The organism is Ruegeria sp. YS9 (assembly GCF_024628725.1).
Classification (GTDB): domain Bacteria; phylum Pseudomonadota; class Alphaproteobacteria; order Rhodobacterales; family Rhodobacteraceae; genus Ruegeria; species Ruegeria atlantica_C.
This window is the reverse complement of the sequence record NZ_CP102409.1, coordinates 2,970,001-2,986,660: the sequence shown is the minus strand read 5'-3', so window position 1 is coordinate 2,986,660 and position 16,660 is coordinate 2,970,001. Positions and strand designations below refer to the sequence as shown.

Here is a 16,660-nt window from a genome sequence, read left to right as displayed (position 1 = left end):
CTGCGTCGTATAGCTGAGGCATGGCGAAGAAAGCAGCCCGCAAATCCGGCGGTAAAAAAAGCAAGGCATCCAGAAAGAAAGTACCGGTGGCGCGGCAGATTCGCCGCTGGGTAGCGCGCGCGGCCATGGCAGTCGTGTGTCTCGTCGTTGGTCTGGTCCTGATTTATTCGGTCGTGAACCCGCCCGTGACTCATACCATCTGGTCGGAATGGCGCCGGCTGGGAAAGGTTGAACGCGAATGGGTGCCGATCGAGGATATGGCCCCGATCATGGCAAGATCGGTTGTGGCGGCTGAGGACGCAAATTTCTGTCTGCATTGGGGATTTGACGTTGAAGCCATTCGCGATGCGCTTGAGGATGGCGGAAGTCGCGGTGCGTCGACCATCACGCAACAGGTGGTGAAGAATGTGTTCCTCTGGCAGGGCCGCAGCTGGGTGCGCAAGGCTTTGGAAACCTCGATCACGCCGTTGGTTGAGATATTCTGGAGCAAGCAGCGTATTCTTGAGGTGTATCTGAATGTCGCCGAAACCGGAAATGGCGTGTTTGGGGTCGAAGCTGCGGCGCAACGCTATTTCAACACCAGCGCGGCAAAGCTGACTTCGGTTCAGGCGGCACGGATTGCCGCAATCCTGCCGTCCCCGCGCAACCGGTCGGTCACGGACCCGACTGCGCACACCCGCAGACGGGCGGCTTCAATCCTCGATGGGGCGGCCACCATCCGCGCAGATGGTCGCGCGGATTGTTTCGAGGATTGAAACCCGCTATCTGCCAAGGGTAAATCTGTCGGGTATTCACTGGTTCGAATGGAAGTCCATGGCGCGTCTGTTTCACGTTCCCCTCTCTCCGTATTGCCGCAAGGTCCGTCTGTCGCTGGCGGAGAAGAAGATCGAGGTTGAGCTGGTAGAAGAGCGATACTGGGAACAGGATCCCGACTTTCTGCGGCGCAACCCGGCGGGAAAAGTACCCGTTTTGCGTCTGGACGGCCAGATCATGTCGGAAAGCGCGGCCATCTGCGAATACATCGAAGAAACCCGGCCTGAGCCAGCTTTGATGCCGAAAAACCCCGAAGCCAGGTTCGAAGTGCGACGGCTGGTCGGATGGTTTGACGACAAGTTTCACCACGAGGTAACATCGAAGCTGTTGTATGAGCGAGTGAACAAAAAGGTGACAGGGCAGGGGTATCCGGACAGCAAGAATGTCAAACAAGGTGCCAAGGCGATCAAGTACCATCTGGATTACATGGCATGGCTGCTGGATCACCGCCGTTGGTTGGCCGGGGATCAGATGACATTGGCGGATTTCGCGGCCGCCGCGCATCTGTCTTCGCTGGATTACATCTCGGACGTGGACTGGAACCGCAGTCAGGTGGTCAAGGACTGGTATGCCAAGATCAAGTCTCGACCGGCATTTCGGTCAATTCTGGCGGATCAGGTGCCAGGCTTCCGACCGCCGCCCCATTACGCTGATCTGGATTTCTGATAGGGTGCGCAAGGGGGGCCGTCTGCCCCCCATCGCGCCGTGGGCGCGATTCCCCCCGAGGATATTTTTGGCCAGATGAAGAGCGGATCGGATCTTAAGGAAAAGCTGGTGCAACAAGCCTTGGCAGAGGGGTTTGTTGCCTGTCGCGTGTGCCGCCCTTGGGATGTTCCACAGGTACCGAAACGCTTGCGGGCATATCTGGACGCCGGATACCACGGGCAAATGGGATGGATGGCCGAACGCACACATTGGCGTGGCGATCCTGCCGCCCTTTGGCCCGAGGCGCAATCGGTGGTCATGTTGGCCGAAAGCTATACGCCGGAACATGACCCGACGGAGATTCTGAAACACCCGGATCGTGGTGCAATTTCGGTCTATGCGCAGAACAAGGACTATCATGATCTGGTCAAGAAGCGGCTGAAGCGGTTGGCGCGATGGCTGATTGCCGAAGCCGGAGGCGAGGTGAAGGTATTTGTCGATACCGCGCCGGTTCCCGAGAAGGCGCTGGGATATGCCGCCGGACTGGGGTGGCAGGGCAAGCATACCAATCTTGTAAGCCGCGAATGGGGAAATTGGGCCTTTATAGGGTCTGTTTTTTCTACTCTGGACCTGCCAGCAGACAATTCAGAGATCGATCATTGCGGGTCGTGCCGCGCCTGTCTGGACAGTTGCCCGACCGATGCGTTTCCGGCCCCGTATCAACTGGATGCACGGCGGTGCATTTCCTATCTGACCATTGAACATAAAGGCCCGGTCGACCATGAGCTGCGCGGTAAGTTGGGCAATCGGATCTATGGCTGCGACGATTGTCTGGCGGCCTGTCCATGGAACAAGTTTGCCGTCGCCGCGAGCGATATGCGCTATGCCGCCCGGGACGATCTGAAAGCGCCCGGTTTGGAAGAACTGGCAGCGCTGGACGATGCTGCTTTTCGTGCAAAGTTTTCGGGCTCGCCGATCAAACGTATCGGGCGGGACCGGTTCGTGCGCAACGTTCTGTATGCCATTGGAAACTCGGGACAGTCGAAATTGAAAACAGTGGCTCAGCGTCTGTTGGAAGACCCCGACGAGACCGTGGCCGACGCGGCGCGCTGGGCGGTGGAACAACTGTCATAATTGCCGCAAACAGGCTGGACGTGTCGTGCATAACCGCTACACCCATCCCCAGCGAACAGTGAGGAGGACCCGATGACGGTGTCTTTGGGGGTAGATACGGGCGGGACCTATACCGACGCGGTGTTGATCAGGGATGAGAAAGAGGTCATCGCCTCGGCCAAGTCGCTGACCACCCGGGCGGATCTGGCGATTGGTGTGGGCAAGGCGATCTCGTCTGTGCTGGCAGAGGCGCAGGTCACGCCGGATCAGATCTCGATGGCGTCATTGTCGACGACGCTGGCCACGAATGCTCTGGTCGAGGGGCAGGGCGGCCGTGTCGCGTTGATCTATATCGGGTTCAAGGACAGTGATCTTGAAAAACACGGGTTGAAAGAGGCGTTGAAAGGCGATCCGGCCCTGGTGATTGCCGGTGGGCATACCCATTCCGGTGGGCAGGCTGCGGCCTTGGATATCGCAGCGCTTGAGGCCTTTTTGGATTCGCATAAGGGGATTTCCGGCTTTGCGGTTGCTGCCCAGTTCGCCACCCGCAACCCGGCGCATGAGTTGGAAGCGGCGCGCATGATCTCGGAAAGAACCGGGGCGCCGGTGACCTGCTCGCATCATTTGTCCGCCAAGCTCAATGGTCCGAAACGCGCCGTGACGGCTGTTCTGAATGCGCGGCTGATCGGGATGATCGACCGCCTGATCGGGCGTGCACAGGATCAGCTGCACGCGCTGGGGATTTCGGCACCGATGATGGTGGTGCGCGGCGATGGCGCCCTGATGAGCGCGGAACAGGCGCGGGAACGGCCGATTGAGACTATCCTCAGCGGGCCTGCGGCTTCTATCGTCGGGGCGCGGTGGCTTACCGGAGCGGAGAATGCGCTGGTCTCGGACATCGGGGGAACCACCACTGATGTGGCGCTTATCCGGGACGGAAAGCCCGCGATCGACCCGGCCGGGGCGCAGGTGGGTGGGTTTCGCACCATGGTCGAAGCCGTGGCGATGCGAACCCACGGTCTGGGCGGCGACAGTCAGGTTCATGTTGCGACCGAAGGGTTGCGGGGCGGTGTTTTCCTGGGCCCGCGTCGCGTGTTGCCCGTTTCGCTGATCGCATCAGAAGCACCCGACGTTGTGCATTCAGTACTGGATGAACAATTGCGGGCCACGACCGTGGGCGAGCATGATACGCGCTTTGCCCGCCGCGTGCCCGGCATCCATGCTGAAGGAGTAGGTGCGCGGGAAGAAAGCCTGTTGGAGAGGCTGGGAGATCACGTTCTGCCCCTGAGCGCCTTGCTGCGGTCGCGGATGGAGAACGGGGCGCTGACGCGCCTGGTCGATCGCGGAATCATCCAGGTGTCCGGGGTTACGCCATCTGATGCCAGCCACGTGTTGGGGAGGGTTCGTGCCTGGGATGTCGATGCGGCGCGCAAGGCATTGGAACTGATGGCGCGCAAACGGGTCGGGTCAGGGGATATGTTGGCAAACTCTCCCGAAGCGCTGGCCCAGATGATCGTGGATCAATTGACGGAACAGACCAGTTTGACCTTGTTAGAGGCTGCTTTTGACGAAGAGCAGGTTGGTTTTGGTCTGCCTTCGCAAGACTTGGCGCGTCATGTGCTGACACAGCGCGGGTTGGCACAACACCGTGGGTTGCTGTCGCTGAGCGCGGCTTTGAATGTGGATGTGGTTGGCCTTGGGGCGTCGGCCCCCAGCTATTACCCTGCGGTGGGTGAACGGCTGCATTGCCGAATGATCCTGCCGGAACATGCGGGCGTGGCAAATGCGATTGGTGCTGTCGTGGGGCGGCTGACCCTGCGTCGCTCGGGCACGGTCACGTCCCCGGCGGAAGGGCGATATCGTGTGCATCTGGAGGATGGCCCGAAGGACTTCGCCGCGTCAGAGGACGCCCTGGCCCTGTTGGAAAAGGTTTTGATGTCCGAAGCAGAGGGCGCAGTACGAGAAGCCGGCGCAGAAGACATTCGCGTGATCGTGGATCGTGACATCAAAACCGCGCGAGTCGAGGCAAAGGATGTATTTGTCGAGGCCCTGATCACGGTCGAGGCAAGCGGACGTCCACGGGTGGCCGCAGGCTAGCCCCCCTGAAAGCTTCAGAGGGGCCGGGCAGGTGGTACTTTATTCTGCTGCGCTTGAGCGTTTGGGCAGGACCCAATCCTGACGCGGGAAGTGGCAGGTATAGCCGTTCGGGATCCGCTCCAAGTAATCCTGATGCTCGGGCTCGGCTTCCCAGAACTCTCCGACAGGTTCGACCTCGGTCACGACTTTTCCGGGCCACAAGCCGCTGGCATTCACGTCGGCGATGGTGTCCAGGGCCACCTGTTTCTGGGTGTCATCCACGTAGTAGATCGCGGATCGATAGCTCATGCCGATATCGTTGCCCTGACGGTTGACCGTGGTCGGGTCATGGATCTGAAAGAAGAATTCCAGCAGGTCGCGATAGCTGATCCGAGACGGATCGAACCAGATCTCGATCCCTTCCGCGTGGGTGCCGTGATTGCGATAGGTCGCGTTGGGCACGTCACCGCCGGTATAGCCGACACGCGTACGCGACACGCCCGGCAGTTTGCGGATCAGGTCCTGCATCCCCCAGAAGCAGCCCCCGGCCAGTACAGCGCGTTGTTGGGTCATCAGATATCCTCCACATGAATCAGGTATTCGCCATAACCTTCGGCTTCCATCTCATCCCGATGAATGAACCGAAGCGAGGCGGAGTTTATGCAGTACCGCAAACCACCATGTTCACGCGGACCGTCCGGGAAGACATGCCCCAGATGGCTGTCTCCGTGTTTCGAGCGAACCTCGGTCCGGATCATGCCATGCGTGGTATCGCGGAACTCTTCGACATGTTCGTGCACGATCGGCTTGGTGAAACTGGGCCAACCGCACCCGGATTCGTATTTATGGGTCGAGGCAAACAGCGGTTCACCTGATACGATGTCCACATAAATGCCCGGTTCTTTGTTGTTCAGGTATTTTCCGGTGCCCGGACGTTCCGTACCACTGCGCTGAGTGACATGAAACTCTTCGGGCGAAAGCGCAGCAATGGCCGTGGGGTCTTTGGTATAGCGAGTCATGGATCCTCCGGCTGAAATAGTGTTTGCGCCATTATCTGGGGGCTGCGGGGAGGAAAGCAAAGCGATATTTCAAACCGCTCTCGCAGTCGTGCAAGTGATCTGAACAACAAAGACGCGCGTATCAGGATGAAAGGGAGGACAAGACATGATGAGATTGCTGCTTTTGACTGCCCTGGTCTTACTGGGCCGCGCCGTTCAGGCGGCGCCTCTGACCGGTGAGTTCGACTCGATCGACGGAGGCACATTGGCCATCGAAGATTGGCGCGGCCAACCTGTGCTGGTGGTCAACACCGCGTCGCAATGTGGGTTTACCGGGCAATACAAGGCGCTGCAAAAGGTACATGAGGTCTATTCCGGCAAAGGGCTGGTCGTTCTTGCGGTGCCGTCGGATTCGTTCAATCAGGAGCTGGAAACGGCAGGTGAGGTCAAACAGTTCTGCGAGATGAACTATGGGCTAACCCTGCCGATGACGGATATCACTCCGGTCAAAGGGGCTGAGGCCCACCCGTTCTATAAGGCCGTTGCCGCGCAGACCGGGTTCACGCCCAAATGGAACTTCAACAAGATCCTGATCGATTCTGAGGGTGAAGTCGCGGCGACCTTCGGGTCAAATGTAAAACCCGATTCCCGCAAACTGCTGTCTCAGGTCGAAGCTTTGCTGCCCTGAGCGGGCTGGCGTGAAAGCTGAACCGCAAGAATGCCAAGGGTTGTAACGGCAACGCCAACCGCATCCATGGCGCCTAGCTTCTCGCCCAGCAGAATCGCCGCGATGGTGACCCCGAACACAGGGTTCAAAAAGTGGAAGGTGGCAGCGCGAACGGCTCCGATCCGGTCCAACAGCAGGAACCAGATCAATGTCGCCAGCAATCCGGGGAAAAGGGTTGTGTAGGTAAAGGCCAGCGCCAGTGGCAACGTCGGGTGGATGTAGATGGTTTCAAAGACCGGAGCAGCCACAAACAGCGCGGCTGAACCAACCAGCATCTGCAGGCCGACGACCATCATGAAGTTCCCGCCGGACGTTGCGCCGCGAACGGCCAAGGTTGCGAAGGTCAAGGCAAGAGCACCCAAACCGCAAAGCGCGACCCCGAACACATCAACGCCCGCGCTGATCCGACTGCTCATGATAAGGGCGACTCCGGCGAAACCGGCGAACAGACCCAAAACACCCAATGGCCGCAGCTTTTCGCCGAAAATCAACCACCCCGCCAGCGCCACCAACAAGGGCATGGTGGATGCGATTATGGCCGCGACCGATGCCTCGACCGTTTGCATTGCATAGAAATTCAGACCCAAATACAGGGCATTTTGGCAGATCCCGAACAGGATCGTTGCGCGCCATTGGTTTCGGGTCAGGTGCCAGCTTTGCCCCATCGAGCGGGCAATCATGACCCCCAGAACACCCGAGATCAGAAACCTCAAGGCCAGCGAAAACAGAGGGGACGCATCCGCCACGATGATCCGCGCCGAGGTAAAGGCAGATGACCAGATCAGGGCAAATGTCAGCCCCATGGCTATGGCGCGCAGATCCATGGAGACCCCCTGTCACTTCGCGCGGACTGTCCCTGATTTCGAGATCGGTCGCAAGCGGTGCGCGTCAAAAAAGACACATGCGTGATGCAAGAAAAACCTTGTGCATGTTTATATTGATTGACTAGCCAATTAAAGATATCGGCGGCACGATCTGACATATCAAGGGAGGTTTGTCGGTGCTTCTGGAGTACATTCTATCTTTCGGCGTCCTGCTGGCATTGGGCCTGGTCGCTTTTTTCGTCGTGAAATGGTGGAACCTGCGCTGTGTCGGCGTGACACCGGTTCATCTGTTCACGTTCATCGCGATCCTGTTCACATCCGGTCTGGATGTCGGTCTGATCATGTTCCCACTTACCGAATTTGGTGGATATGCCGAAGACCCGGCTTACGCCTTCGCGAACCCGCTGGCCATCGAGTTTGGATTCTGGGGTTTCCTGATCTGGGCCTTCTATTTCCTGACCGCCTTCTACTTCTGCGTGATCGAACCCCGCGTGAGGTTCTTTGAGATCCCGCTGGTCAAGCTGATCAACAACGTGGTCATCATCGGCACCTGCGCCTTCACCGCCAGCCTGTTCCTGATCTACCTGCCCGGCTATCTGCCCGAGGTCGGAGATGGTGAATCCGTCGTCACCACCTTCTACATCATCGTGTTTGTCGTCATTCTGGCGGCGGCCTATTCCTCGACCGATCTGAAATACGTTCGCATCCTGTCCGTCGGTTCGACCTTTCTGTTCCTTGCCCTGATTCTGGGCATGTGGGCAGCCGCAGGCATGGGCGTGAGTGGGTTCGTGGAAACCGGCAGCAATATCGGGGCCTATTTCGCCAACCTGCACAAGTTCGTCCTGCCATTGACCGACTATCACGCGTTCTACCTGTTCTGGTGGTTTGCTTGGTCGATCATGATCGGACAGTTTACGTCGCGCTTCGTGGGTGGTCTGACCACGTGGCAGTTGCTGGCCGCGCTGTTGATCTTCCCGTCCATCCCGCTGGGGATCTGGTTCACCGTTCTTTACTATTACCACCTGAACGGCATCAGCACCGCAGGCATCACCAACATTGCGATGGTTATCGTGGGTGTGACGTTCGTGATCAACTCATTGGACTCGCTGATCCGTCTGTACACCGACAACCTGAACCTGACCGTCGAGCGGTTCGGAAAGGCGATCTATGTGGCTGGCAACGTCGCGCTGCTGTTTGTCCTGACCCTGCTGTTCCAAAGCCAGTGGCTGCAAATCCAGTGGATCGGAGCGGTCGTGGTTGGCCTGTATCTGGCCTGCGTCGTCTATATCCTGATCACCAAACGCCAGGAGGTGATGAGTATCGATTCAATGCCAGAAGACCGTGATCTGGACTTCCACAAGGTTGAAACGGTCCACTGACCGGACCAGAGACACGGAACAGAAACGGGCGCCTTTGGTGCCCGTTTTTATTTTGACCGCACACTCTCACTGCTCCGAACAATTTGCAGGCTTTTCAACCACGCGGCATCCCAAACCGGGCGGCGGCTGCCTTTGCGATACGATCAAAAGGAATGTTGCCCGCGGTGCGATCAACCGGTCCGTGAAATGAGGTTGGGCAAGGCTACTCGTCAACCGCCGGATAGATGAACCCGTTTACCGGGTAGGAATTGCCGTAACGGCCCGGTTGGCTTTCAACCCGGACCAACGTCCAGTCATTGTTTTTCGAGACATCCTTGACGCCCATTTGCAACGACACCTTGTTGCGGTGCCAATTTGCATGATTCACGATGACTTCCCGATCGGAGACGATATCGGATACGACAGCCACATGGCCCAGGGGCATCCCGCGGGTTGCCCGAAACGACATTACCGCACCAACAACCGGTTCCTTGCCGCGCTCGAACACTTTCTGCGCCTTCCGCCACCAGTCCTTCGCATTGCCACGAATTTCAATACCGCTGAGGTCTCGGGCGTAGGGCACGCACCATACTCTTTGCCCTCGGGCCCGCTTTTTCGAGACCTCTTGCAGCGCCATCAACTGACGTTCGGGATCGAGATTCTCATAGGTGGTGTTTTGCGCACAGGCAGAGACAAGAGTGATTAAACCCACCGCAATCGCGGAACGGGCACTGCCGGACAAGCGCGGCCAAGTCGTTTTCTTTCTACAGACGCTGTTTTGCAAGATGCTTCATTGCCGGTTCGAAGATTGACGAAGTTGTAAGATGATCGGACAAGCCTTGAAAAGAGGCCCGCCACCGCCACGGCAAGATTTTGCCAGTTCTCCGACCCAGGTTCAGGTCAATGGCTGCCCTCGAAGGCGCATTTTCCCTTTGGTGGCGAATTCCGGCCCGACACATGCTGTGCGAAACGGGTTCAAAACCCGCAGGCACAAAACATTCAAGACGATAGAAAAAGGGCCCCCCGAAGGCGGCCCTTTATCGTTGACTGGAAAAGCTGAAATCAGCCGTTCACGCTGTCTTTCAGCGCTTTGGCGATGGTCATTTTCACAACCTTGTCGGCTTCTTTGGTGAAGGTCTCACCAGTGGCCGGGTTGCGAACCTGACGCTCGGGGCGTTCGCGGCAGTAGATTTTTCCGACGCCGGGCAGGGTCACTGCGCCACCGGCCGAAACTTCGCGGGTGATCAGGCCGGTGATGGCCTCCAGCGCGGAGTTCGCGGATTTCTTGTCGGTTCCCATTTCCTCAGCGAGAGCAGCAACCAGCTGAGTCTTTGTCATAGGCTTTGCCATTTCTTGGTCTCCTTAACGTGCCCGATCTATAGGGCCTCACCGCGTAACTGTAACGGGATATTGTGGCCAAACACAACGAATAGTAGCGCTGAAACCCCTAAAAATATGGGGAAAACGTTGCTTTTTTGCGTCAGAGGAAGGCCGTTTCGTCGAAGGAGCGCAATTTCCGACTGTGCAAACGCTCCAACGGCATGCCGCGCAGATGTTCCATCGCCTTGATGCCGATGGCCAGATGTCGGCTGACCTGAGTGGTATAAAACGAAGACGCCATGCCCGGCAGCTTCAATTCCCCGTGCAGGGGTTTGTCCGAAACGCACAGCAAAGTGCCATACGGAACGCGGAACCGATAGCCGTTCGCGGCAATGGTGGCACTTTCCATATCCAGCGCGATTGCTCGGGATTGGCTGAGTCGCTGGACCGGACCGGACTGATCGCGCAATTCCCAGTTTCGGTTGTCGACCGAGGCCACAGTGCCCGTCCGCATGATCCGCTTCAGCTCATACCCTTCCAGTTTGGTCACTTCGGCCACGGCGTGTTCCAGCGCCACCTGTACTTCGGCCAGAGGCGGGATCGGCACCCAGACCGGCAGATCGTCATCCAGAACCTTGTCTTCGCGCAGATAGGCGTGGGCCAGAACGAAATCACCCAATGCCTGCGTATTGCGCAACCCGGCGCAGTGACCAACCATCAGCCACGCGTGTGGGCGCAGAACTGCAATATGGTCGGTGGCGGTCTTTGCATTGGATGGGCCAACACCGATGTTCACCAACGTAATTCCCGAACCATCTTCGCGCTTCAGGTGGTAGGTCGGCATTTGCGGCAGTTTCAGCGGTTGTTCGATAGGTGCCTTGGGGTCCGTGATCTCGGCATTGCCGGTTGAAACAAAGCTGGTATAGCCGCTGGCAGGATCCGCCAATTGCTCGCGGGCGTAGTTTTCGAATTCCGAGACATAGAACTGGTAGTTCGTGAACAACACGTGGTTCTGAAAGTGACCTGCGTCAGTTGCGGTATAGTGTGCCAGCCTCGCAAGCGAATAATCCACGCGTTGGGCGGTGAAAAGGGACAAGGGTCCAACGGCATCATCATGTTCATGCACGCCATTGACGATGTCATCATTGGTGGTTGTCAGGTCCGGAACATCAAACACATCGCGCAGGGTGAAGTCGGCCGCGCCCTGATGAGGCACGACAAGATCGGGATTGTTTGCCACGGCAAAATGCACCGGAATCGGTGTGTCCGACGCCGCAATCGTCACTGGCTGGCCATGGTTCTTGATCAACAGTGCGATCTGTTGGGTCAGGTAGGATCTGAACAAATCCGGGCGTGTCACCGTCGTGGCGTGAACGCCGGGTTCGGACACGTGACCAAAGCTCAGGCGGCTGTCGACTTGGGCATAGGTCGAGGTTTTGATGCGAATTTCCGGGTAATAGGCTCTGTATCGCGCGGCGGGCGCCCCATTTCCCATGGCGTCCGCAAAGCTGTCGCACAGGAAATCGGTGGCCTGCACGTACAGCTCTTCGAGCCGTGCAACAGCGGCGGCGGGATCGGTAAACTGTTCTGGCGCGGGTGCTTGCGGTGTCAGGAGTGTGGTCATGCCAATGGTTCCAGAAGTTCTATTTTTTCGAATGTGCGTACGTCGACCAACCCGAGATCCGAGATTCGAAGCTCGGGAATCACGACCAGCGCCAGCAATGAATGCTGCATGTACGCGTTGTTCAGATGACAGCCGCAGTCCTGCATCGCCTGCACCATCCTGTCGGCCTTGGCTGCGACTTCGGCGGCAGGACTGTCGGACATTAGGCCTGCGATGGGCAGCTCGACCAGCGCCAGTTCCTGCCCGTCCCGGAACAAGGTGATGCCACCGCCCACTTCGGCCAGGCGGTTGGCGGCCAGCGCCATCTGATCCCGGTCCGTACCGACGACGATCATGTGATGACTGTCATGCGCCACGGTCGAGGCCATGGCCATTTTTCCCTGATAGCCAAAGCCCGAAACAAAAGCATTGGTGACGCCCCCGGTGGCCTGGTGCCGCTCGACCAGCGCAATCTGGCACACTTCGCCTTCGCCCTCGACCAGCCCGCCAATGATCGGCAATTCAGCCTTCAATGCCTTGGTCGGGGCCTGGTTTTCCACCACGCCGATGACGTTGGCCTGAACTTTGTTGGCCCCTTCCGGTGCCTTGATCTCAAAATCGACCGACGTCAGTTCATGCCCCAGATGCACGGTGTTGCGTGATTTTTCGGGCCAGTTCAGATGTGGACAGTCCACCTTGATAGAACCGTTTTCCGCGACCACCTGCCCGCGGGCCATCACCATCTCAATCGGCAACTCAGTCAGATCCGAGCTGAGGATGATATCCGCCCGCCGCCCCGGAGTGACGGAACCGATCTCGCGTTCCAGCCCGAAATGCGTTGCCGTGTTGATCGTCGCCATTTGCAGCGCGACCAGGGGGTCACATCCGCAAGCAATGGCATGGCGCACGACGCGGTTCATATGCCCGTCATTCACCAATGTGCCGGAATGACAGTCATCCGTGCACAGAATGAAGTTGCGCGGATCCAGCCCTTTTTTTGTCACGGCCGTAATCTGGCTTTCCACATCATACCAGGCCGACCCCAGACGCATCATCGAGCGCATCCCCTGCCGAACCCGAGCAATGGCGTCGGCCTCGCATGTGCCTTCGTGATCATCCGCCGGGCCACCCGCGACGTAAGCCGCAAAATCAGGCCCTAAATCGGGCGAAGCATAGTGCCCTCCGACCGTTTTCCCGGCCCGTTGAGTGGCTGCAATCTCGGCCAGCATCTTGGGGTCGCAGTGGATCACGCCCGGGAAATTCATCATCTCGCCCAGCCCGATGATACCCGGCCAGTTCATTGCCTCGGCCACGTCTTCGGGTGTGATTTCATAGCCCGTCGTTTCCAACCCCGGTGCGGATGGCGCGCAGGATGGCATCTGGGTGAAAATATTGACCGGTTGCATCATGGCTTCGTCATGCATCATGCGCACGCCGTCCAGACCCAGCACATTGGCGATCTCATGCGGATCGGTGAACATGCTGGTGGTTCCATGCGGGATGACGGCACGGGCGAATTCGGCTGGGGTGAGCATTCCGGATTCGATATGCATATGCGCATCACACAAGCCGGGCACGATGTAGCGCCCTTGTGCATCGATGATTTCCGTATCCGGCCCCACGCAATGCGAGGCATCCGGTCCGACGAATGCTATGCGCCCGGCAGCAATCGCCACAGAATGATCGGGCAACAATTCGCGGCTGTGTACGTTCACCCAGATTCCGCCCTGAATGACCATGTCCGCCGCCTCGCGTCCGGCTGCAACTGCGATCAATTTGGGGGCGACATCGGGCCAGCTTGGGAAAGGTGTGTATTCCATGGCTCAACTTTCACGAATGCGTCAGCGGGTGCAACCCCGGTTCTTCGGTCTTGGGGATTCCTTGTACATGTTGGGCACGTCTTTTGGTTCTGGCGCGCGCGTTTCCCATTACACCTCAGACCCGATCTCACGCCGCACCCAGTTGGCAAAGGCCACGGCGCCGGGTGTGTCCTCGGCCTGCGGGGACAGCAGCAGATAGTAGGACTCGGGCATTCGCGCACGGTGCTTGAACGGCGCGACCAGCTGACCGCGCTTGATCAGATGACTGGCGATCGTGTCATGTGCCAGGCAAAGACCACCGCCAGCCATGACCGCTGACAGGCAAACCAGGTAGGTCGTCGCGTAGGTTATCGGCGGATTTTCCCAATTCAGACCCTGATCTTCCGCCCAACTTGGCCAGTTGGACAGCAGGTTGGAGCAGTCGAAAAGTGGCTGTTCCTGAAGGTTTTCCAGGCATACCGGATATCCGGGAGCGCAGACCGGATAATAGTGTTCGGTGTGCAGAATTTCGGTTCGGACCGTATCCGACGGACGAAGCGAGAACCGAATCTCGACCGCTGCGCCTTCGGCCATTTCGCGCGGTTCCCAAAGCTCGGTGAAGACGTTCAATTGAACATGTGGATGTTCCGCCCGAAACGCCGGCAGGCGCGGGGCCAGCCAGTTGACGGCAAAGCTGATGTTGCATTGCACTTGAACCGCGTTTGGTTGCGCGCCGGTAACCGCCCGGGTTCCGCGCATCAGTGTCCGAAAGGCTTCTCGCACAACTGGCAGATAGGTGATTCCGGCCTCGGTCAGTTCCAGAGCTTTGGGGCGGCGCAGAAACAGTGGCTGCCCCAGATGCCCCTCCAGTGATTTGATCTGCTGGCTGACGGCGCTTTGCGTCATGTTCAGGTCTCGTGCCGCGCCGGTAAACGAGAGATGTCGTGCGGCGGCTTCGAAAGTGCGCAACCAGCCCAGCGGAGGAAGCGAGTTCTGCATCGACATAACCCCGACATAAGTTCAGCTAATGGGATAGTCGTGTTTTTTTCGTTGGTCAAACTGCCGGGCCCCATGCAGGTTTGGCCACGACCAGCCGCGAAAGGAGCCGAGCATGAGCCTCACCAGTCTTCGTCCCAATATCGACCATTGGTCCGAGCGCGTGGATATGGCCGCCGCCTTCCGCTGGACGGCCCGGCTGAACATGCATGAGGCGGTTGCCAACCATTTCAGCCTGGCGGTGAATGATGACGGCACGCAGTTTCTGATGAACCCCAATCAGGTGCACTTTGCGCGCATTCGTGCCTCGGATCTTTTGTTGCTGGATGCCAATGACCCGCATGTGATGGAACAACCCGGTGCCCCGGACCCGACGGCCTGGGGGCTGCATGGCTCAATCCACCGCCACTGCCCGCATGCGCGTTGCGTCATGCATGTGCATTCGATCTTTGCAACCGTTCTGGCCTCATTGGCCGACAGTTCATTGCCGCCGATCGATCAGAACACGGCGACCTTTTTCAACCGTTACGTGGTTGATGAAGAATTCGGAGGTCTGGCCTTTGAAAGCGAGGGTGAGCGCTGCGCCGGGATGCTGTCCGATCCCAGGAAGAAGGTCATGATCATGGGCAATCACGGTGTTCTGGTCATCGGCAGCGACCCTGCCGACACCTTCAACAGGCTGTATTATTTCGAACGCGCGGCCGAAACCTACATTCGTGCCTTGCAGACCGGGCTGCCCTTGCGCGTATTATCCGACGAGATTGCCGAGAAAACAGCGCAAGAGCTGGATGCCTATCCCGATCAGGCCGAGGCGCACCTGCGTGAGATCAAAGCGATCCTTGATTCCGAAAATTCGGACTACGCGACCTGAGGCAAAGCGATGCGCCTAGTCGAAGCGGGGGGTTTGATTGCATCCGAATAACCGGACTCAAACCCGTTCAAACAAAGCGATCAAAGCGGTGTCATCCTTGTTGGGGCCAGCCGCGAGATCTCCGTATATGCGGACTTCGGGCAGGGTCAGGTTGCGAATCTGATCCTGTTCCAGTTTGCGGAAAGCGTCAGCAAAACCCAGTTCCTTGTAATGGCGCGCATTGATCGAAAGGGCAAACTGCGCCCCGTGCCGCGCCACGCGTAACAGTTCGGGCAACACCTCGGGGCCCAAATGACCATGTGTGAAAGTGCCGGATGAAACTATGCCGGAATATCTGTGACGCGGAACGGGGATGCCCTGTGTCAGATCAGCCTCGATCGCGTCCCGGTAAATGTCCTTGCGCATCGCCTGATCCAGCATCTCTGCGCTGATGTCGGTTGCATCAATGGGTCCGACGCCAAGCGCCGACAGCACCGCGCCGCACAGGCCGGTTCCTGCTCCGACATCCAGAACGGGCCCCTGACCGCCCGCGCCGACAAATGCCCGTGCCGTGTGGGTGTGAAGCTGATAATCTTCGCGCGCGGCGAAACTGTCATCATAATCTCCCGCCCATTCCGCATAGAGCTGTCTGTTCTCGTCCGGAGAACTCAGCGCATAGGCCGAATGCAGGTCAGGTGTTTTTTTGCTCATGGCCAACAGAAAGGCGCAATCGAAGATTCGATTCAAGTGCGTCCATGCGGCGCTTGCATCCCGGTACGACGCAGATCATCAAAGGGGCATGACCAAGACGCTCTTTTCATTCGGCCATGGCTATTCTGCCCAGGCCCTGTCCCGAAAACTTGCCCCTAAGGGCTGGAAAATTTTTGGCACGACGCGAGACCTTGAAGGGACGGGTGCAATCCGGGCCTCTGGCGCCGAGCCGCTGATTTGGCCGGGTGATGCACTGAACCTTGATGGGGTGACCCATTTGCTGATCTCGACGGCGCCAGATGAAGCGGGTGATCCTGTGCTGGCGGCGCTGGGCGATGAAATTGCCAAGCGGTCCAGTCAGTTCGATTGGGTGGGCTACTTGTCGACAACGGCCGTCTATGGCGACCATCAGGGTGGTTGGGTGGATGAGGACACGCCGCCCACACCGACCGCCAAGCGCGGAAGATGGCGTATGCTGGCCGAGGAGCAATGGTCGGCCATTCCGGGCCTGCCTGTTCACATCTTCCGTCTAGCGGGTATCTATGGGCCGGGGCGCGGTCCGTTTTCCAAGCTCAAGCGTGGTGGATTGCGGCGCATTATCAAGCCGGGGCAGGTGTTTTCGCGCATTCATGTGGAAGACATCGCGCAGATCTTGGAAGCCTCGATGATGAAGCCGAATCCGGGACGGGTCTATAATGTATGTGACGACGAACCGGTCCCGCCGCAGGATGTCATAGGCTATGCTGCCGAGTTGCAGGGTCTGCCCCTGCCTCCTGCGGTCCGGTTCGACGACGCCGATCTGTCGCCGATGGCGCGCAGTTTCTACA

The 16,660-nt window shown here is 58.4% G+C and carries 17 protein-coding genes (1 of these 17 cut by a window edge); 8 read left to right on the top strand and 9 right to left on the bottom strand.

Annotation, left to right across the window (positions count from 1 at the left end; translation table 11 throughout):
- Positions 1-20: 20 nt before the first annotated feature.
- The 4 genes from mtgA to NOR97_RS15105 all read left to right on the top strand — a co-directional run bounded on the left by mtgA (position 21) and on the right by NOR97_RS15105 (position 4,668).
- A complete protein-coding gene (mtgA, locus tag NOR97_RS15120; RefSeq protein WP_257599644.1) occupies positions 21-755 on the top strand; it encodes a monofunctional biosynthetic peptidoglycan transglycosylase in 735 nt (244 codons plus the stop codon).
- Positions 756-813: 58 nt separating this feature from the next.
- The gene (locus NOR97_RS15115; protein WP_170345944.1) at positions 814-1,479 is read left to right on the top strand and encodes a glutathione S-transferase family protein; all 666 of its coding nucleotides are present in this window, start codon (positions 814-816) and stop codon (positions 1,477-1,479) included.
- 75 nt (positions 1,480-1,554) lie between these two features.
- Entirely contained in the window at positions 1,555-2,592 is a 1,038-nt protein-coding gene (gene queG, locus NOR97_RS15110) for a tRNA epoxyqueuosine(34) reductase QueG (protein ID WP_257599643.1), read from the top strand.
- 72 nt (positions 2,593-2,664) lie between these two features.
- Positions 2,665-4,668 carry a hydantoinase/oxoprolinase family protein gene (locus tag NOR97_RS15105; protein WP_257599642.1) on the top strand — a complete coding sequence of 668 codons (2,004 nt, stop codon included), beginning with the start codon at positions 2,665-2,667 and terminating at the stop codon, positions 4,666-4,668.
- A gap of 39 nt (positions 4,669-4,707) precedes the next feature.
- Here NOR97_RS15105 and msrA read toward each other — a convergent pair whose 3' ends face one another.
- Positions 4,708-5,220, bottom strand: a complete 513-nt coding sequence (msrA, locus tag NOR97_RS15100; RefSeq protein WP_257599641.1) for a peptide-methionine (S)-S-oxide reductase MsrA — start codon at positions 5,218-5,220, stop codon at positions 4,708-4,710.
- On the bottom strand, positions 5,220-5,666 hold the full coding sequence (msrB, locus tag NOR97_RS15095; protein WP_170345953.1) for a peptide-methionine (R)-S-oxide reductase MsrB: 447 nt from the start codon (positions 5,664-5,666) through the stop codon (positions 5,220-5,222). The genes msrA and msrB overlap by 1 nt, the downstream gene beginning before the upstream one ends.
- 145 nt (positions 5,667-5,811) lie before the next feature.
- Here msrB and NOR97_RS15090 point away from each other — a divergent pair, with 145 nt between their 5' ends.
- Positions 5,812-6,333: a glutathione peroxidase gene (locus NOR97_RS15090; RefSeq protein ID WP_257599640.1), complete on the top strand. Its 522-nt coding sequence runs from the start codon at positions 5,812-5,814 to the stop codon at positions 6,331-6,333.
- Here the strand turns inward: NOR97_RS15090 and NOR97_RS15085 are convergent.
- Entirely contained in the window at positions 6,309-7,196 is an 888-nt protein-coding gene (locus tag NOR97_RS15085) for a DMT family transporter (protein ID WP_257599639.1), read from the bottom strand. The two genes, NOR97_RS15090 and NOR97_RS15085, sit on opposite strands and share 25 nt — an antisense overlap.
- A gap of 182 nt (positions 7,197-7,378) precedes the next feature.
- Here NOR97_RS15085 and NOR97_RS15080 point away from each other — a divergent pair, with 182 nt between their 5' ends.
- Positions 7,379-8,575: a BCCT family transporter gene (locus NOR97_RS15080; RefSeq protein WP_257600884.1), complete on the top strand. Its 1,197-nt coding sequence runs from the start codon at positions 7,379-7,381 to the stop codon at positions 8,573-8,575.
- 202 nt (positions 8,576-8,777) lie between these two features.
- On the opposite strand, the gene NOR97_RS15075 is transcribed toward NOR97_RS15080, so the two are convergent.
- From NOR97_RS15075 to NOR97_RS15055, 5 genes are all read right to left on the bottom strand, one after another.
- Positions 8,778-9,191, bottom strand: coding sequence for a CHAP domain-containing protein (locus tag NOR97_RS15075; RefSeq protein ID WP_170345960.1), 414 nt, complete (start codon positions 9,189-9,191; stop codon positions 8,778-8,780).
- Between the two features lie 425 nt (positions 9,192-9,616).
- On the bottom strand, positions 9,617-9,904 hold the full coding sequence (locus tag NOR97_RS15070) for an HU family DNA-binding protein (RefSeq protein ID WP_117871130.1): 288 nt from the start codon (positions 9,902-9,904) through the stop codon (positions 9,617-9,619).
- Between the two features lie 130 nt (positions 9,905-10,034).
- Complete coding sequence (locus tag NOR97_RS15065) at positions 10,035-11,498, bottom strand: AMP nucleosidase (protein WP_257599638.1); 1,464 nt, start codon at positions 11,496-11,498, stop codon at positions 10,035-10,037.
- Entirely contained in the window at positions 11,495-13,297 is a 1,803-nt protein-coding gene (gene ade, locus NOR97_RS15060; protein WP_257599637.1) for an adenine deaminase, read from the bottom strand. Before ade ends, NOR97_RS15065 begins: the two co-directional genes overlap by 4 nt.
- A gap of 108 nt (positions 13,298-13,405) precedes the next feature.
- Positions 13,406-14,275 carry a LysR family transcriptional regulator gene (locus NOR97_RS15055; protein ID WP_257599636.1) on the bottom strand — a complete coding sequence of 290 codons (870 nt, stop codon included), beginning with the start codon at positions 14,273-14,275 and terminating at the stop codon, positions 13,406-13,408.
- 112 nt (positions 14,276-14,387) lie between these two features.
- Between NOR97_RS15055 and NOR97_RS15050 the strand changes: the two genes are divergently transcribed.
- Positions 14,388-15,143 (top strand): class II aldolase and adducin N-terminal domain-containing protein, encoded by a 756-nt coding sequence (locus tag NOR97_RS15050; RefSeq protein ID WP_257599635.1) that lies wholly within the window; start codon positions 14,388-14,390, stop codon positions 15,141-15,143.
- A gap of 57 nt (positions 15,144-15,200) precedes the next feature.
- On the opposite strand, the gene NOR97_RS15045 is transcribed toward NOR97_RS15050, so the two are convergent.
- Positions 15,201-15,833 (bottom strand): class I SAM-dependent methyltransferase, encoded by a 633-nt coding sequence (locus NOR97_RS15045; RefSeq protein ID WP_257599634.1) that lies wholly within the window; start codon positions 15,831-15,833, stop codon positions 15,201-15,203.
- A gap of 88 nt (positions 15,834-15,921) precedes the next feature.
- Between NOR97_RS15045 and NOR97_RS15040 the strand changes: the two genes are divergently transcribed.
- Positions 15,922-16,660, top strand: the 5' portion of a protein-coding gene (locus tag NOR97_RS15040; RefSeq protein ID WP_257599633.1) for an SDR family oxidoreductase. It continues 107 nt past the right edge of the window; only the first 739 of its 846 coding nucleotides appear in the window; it begins with the start codon at positions 15,922-15,924; the stop codon falls past the right edge of the window.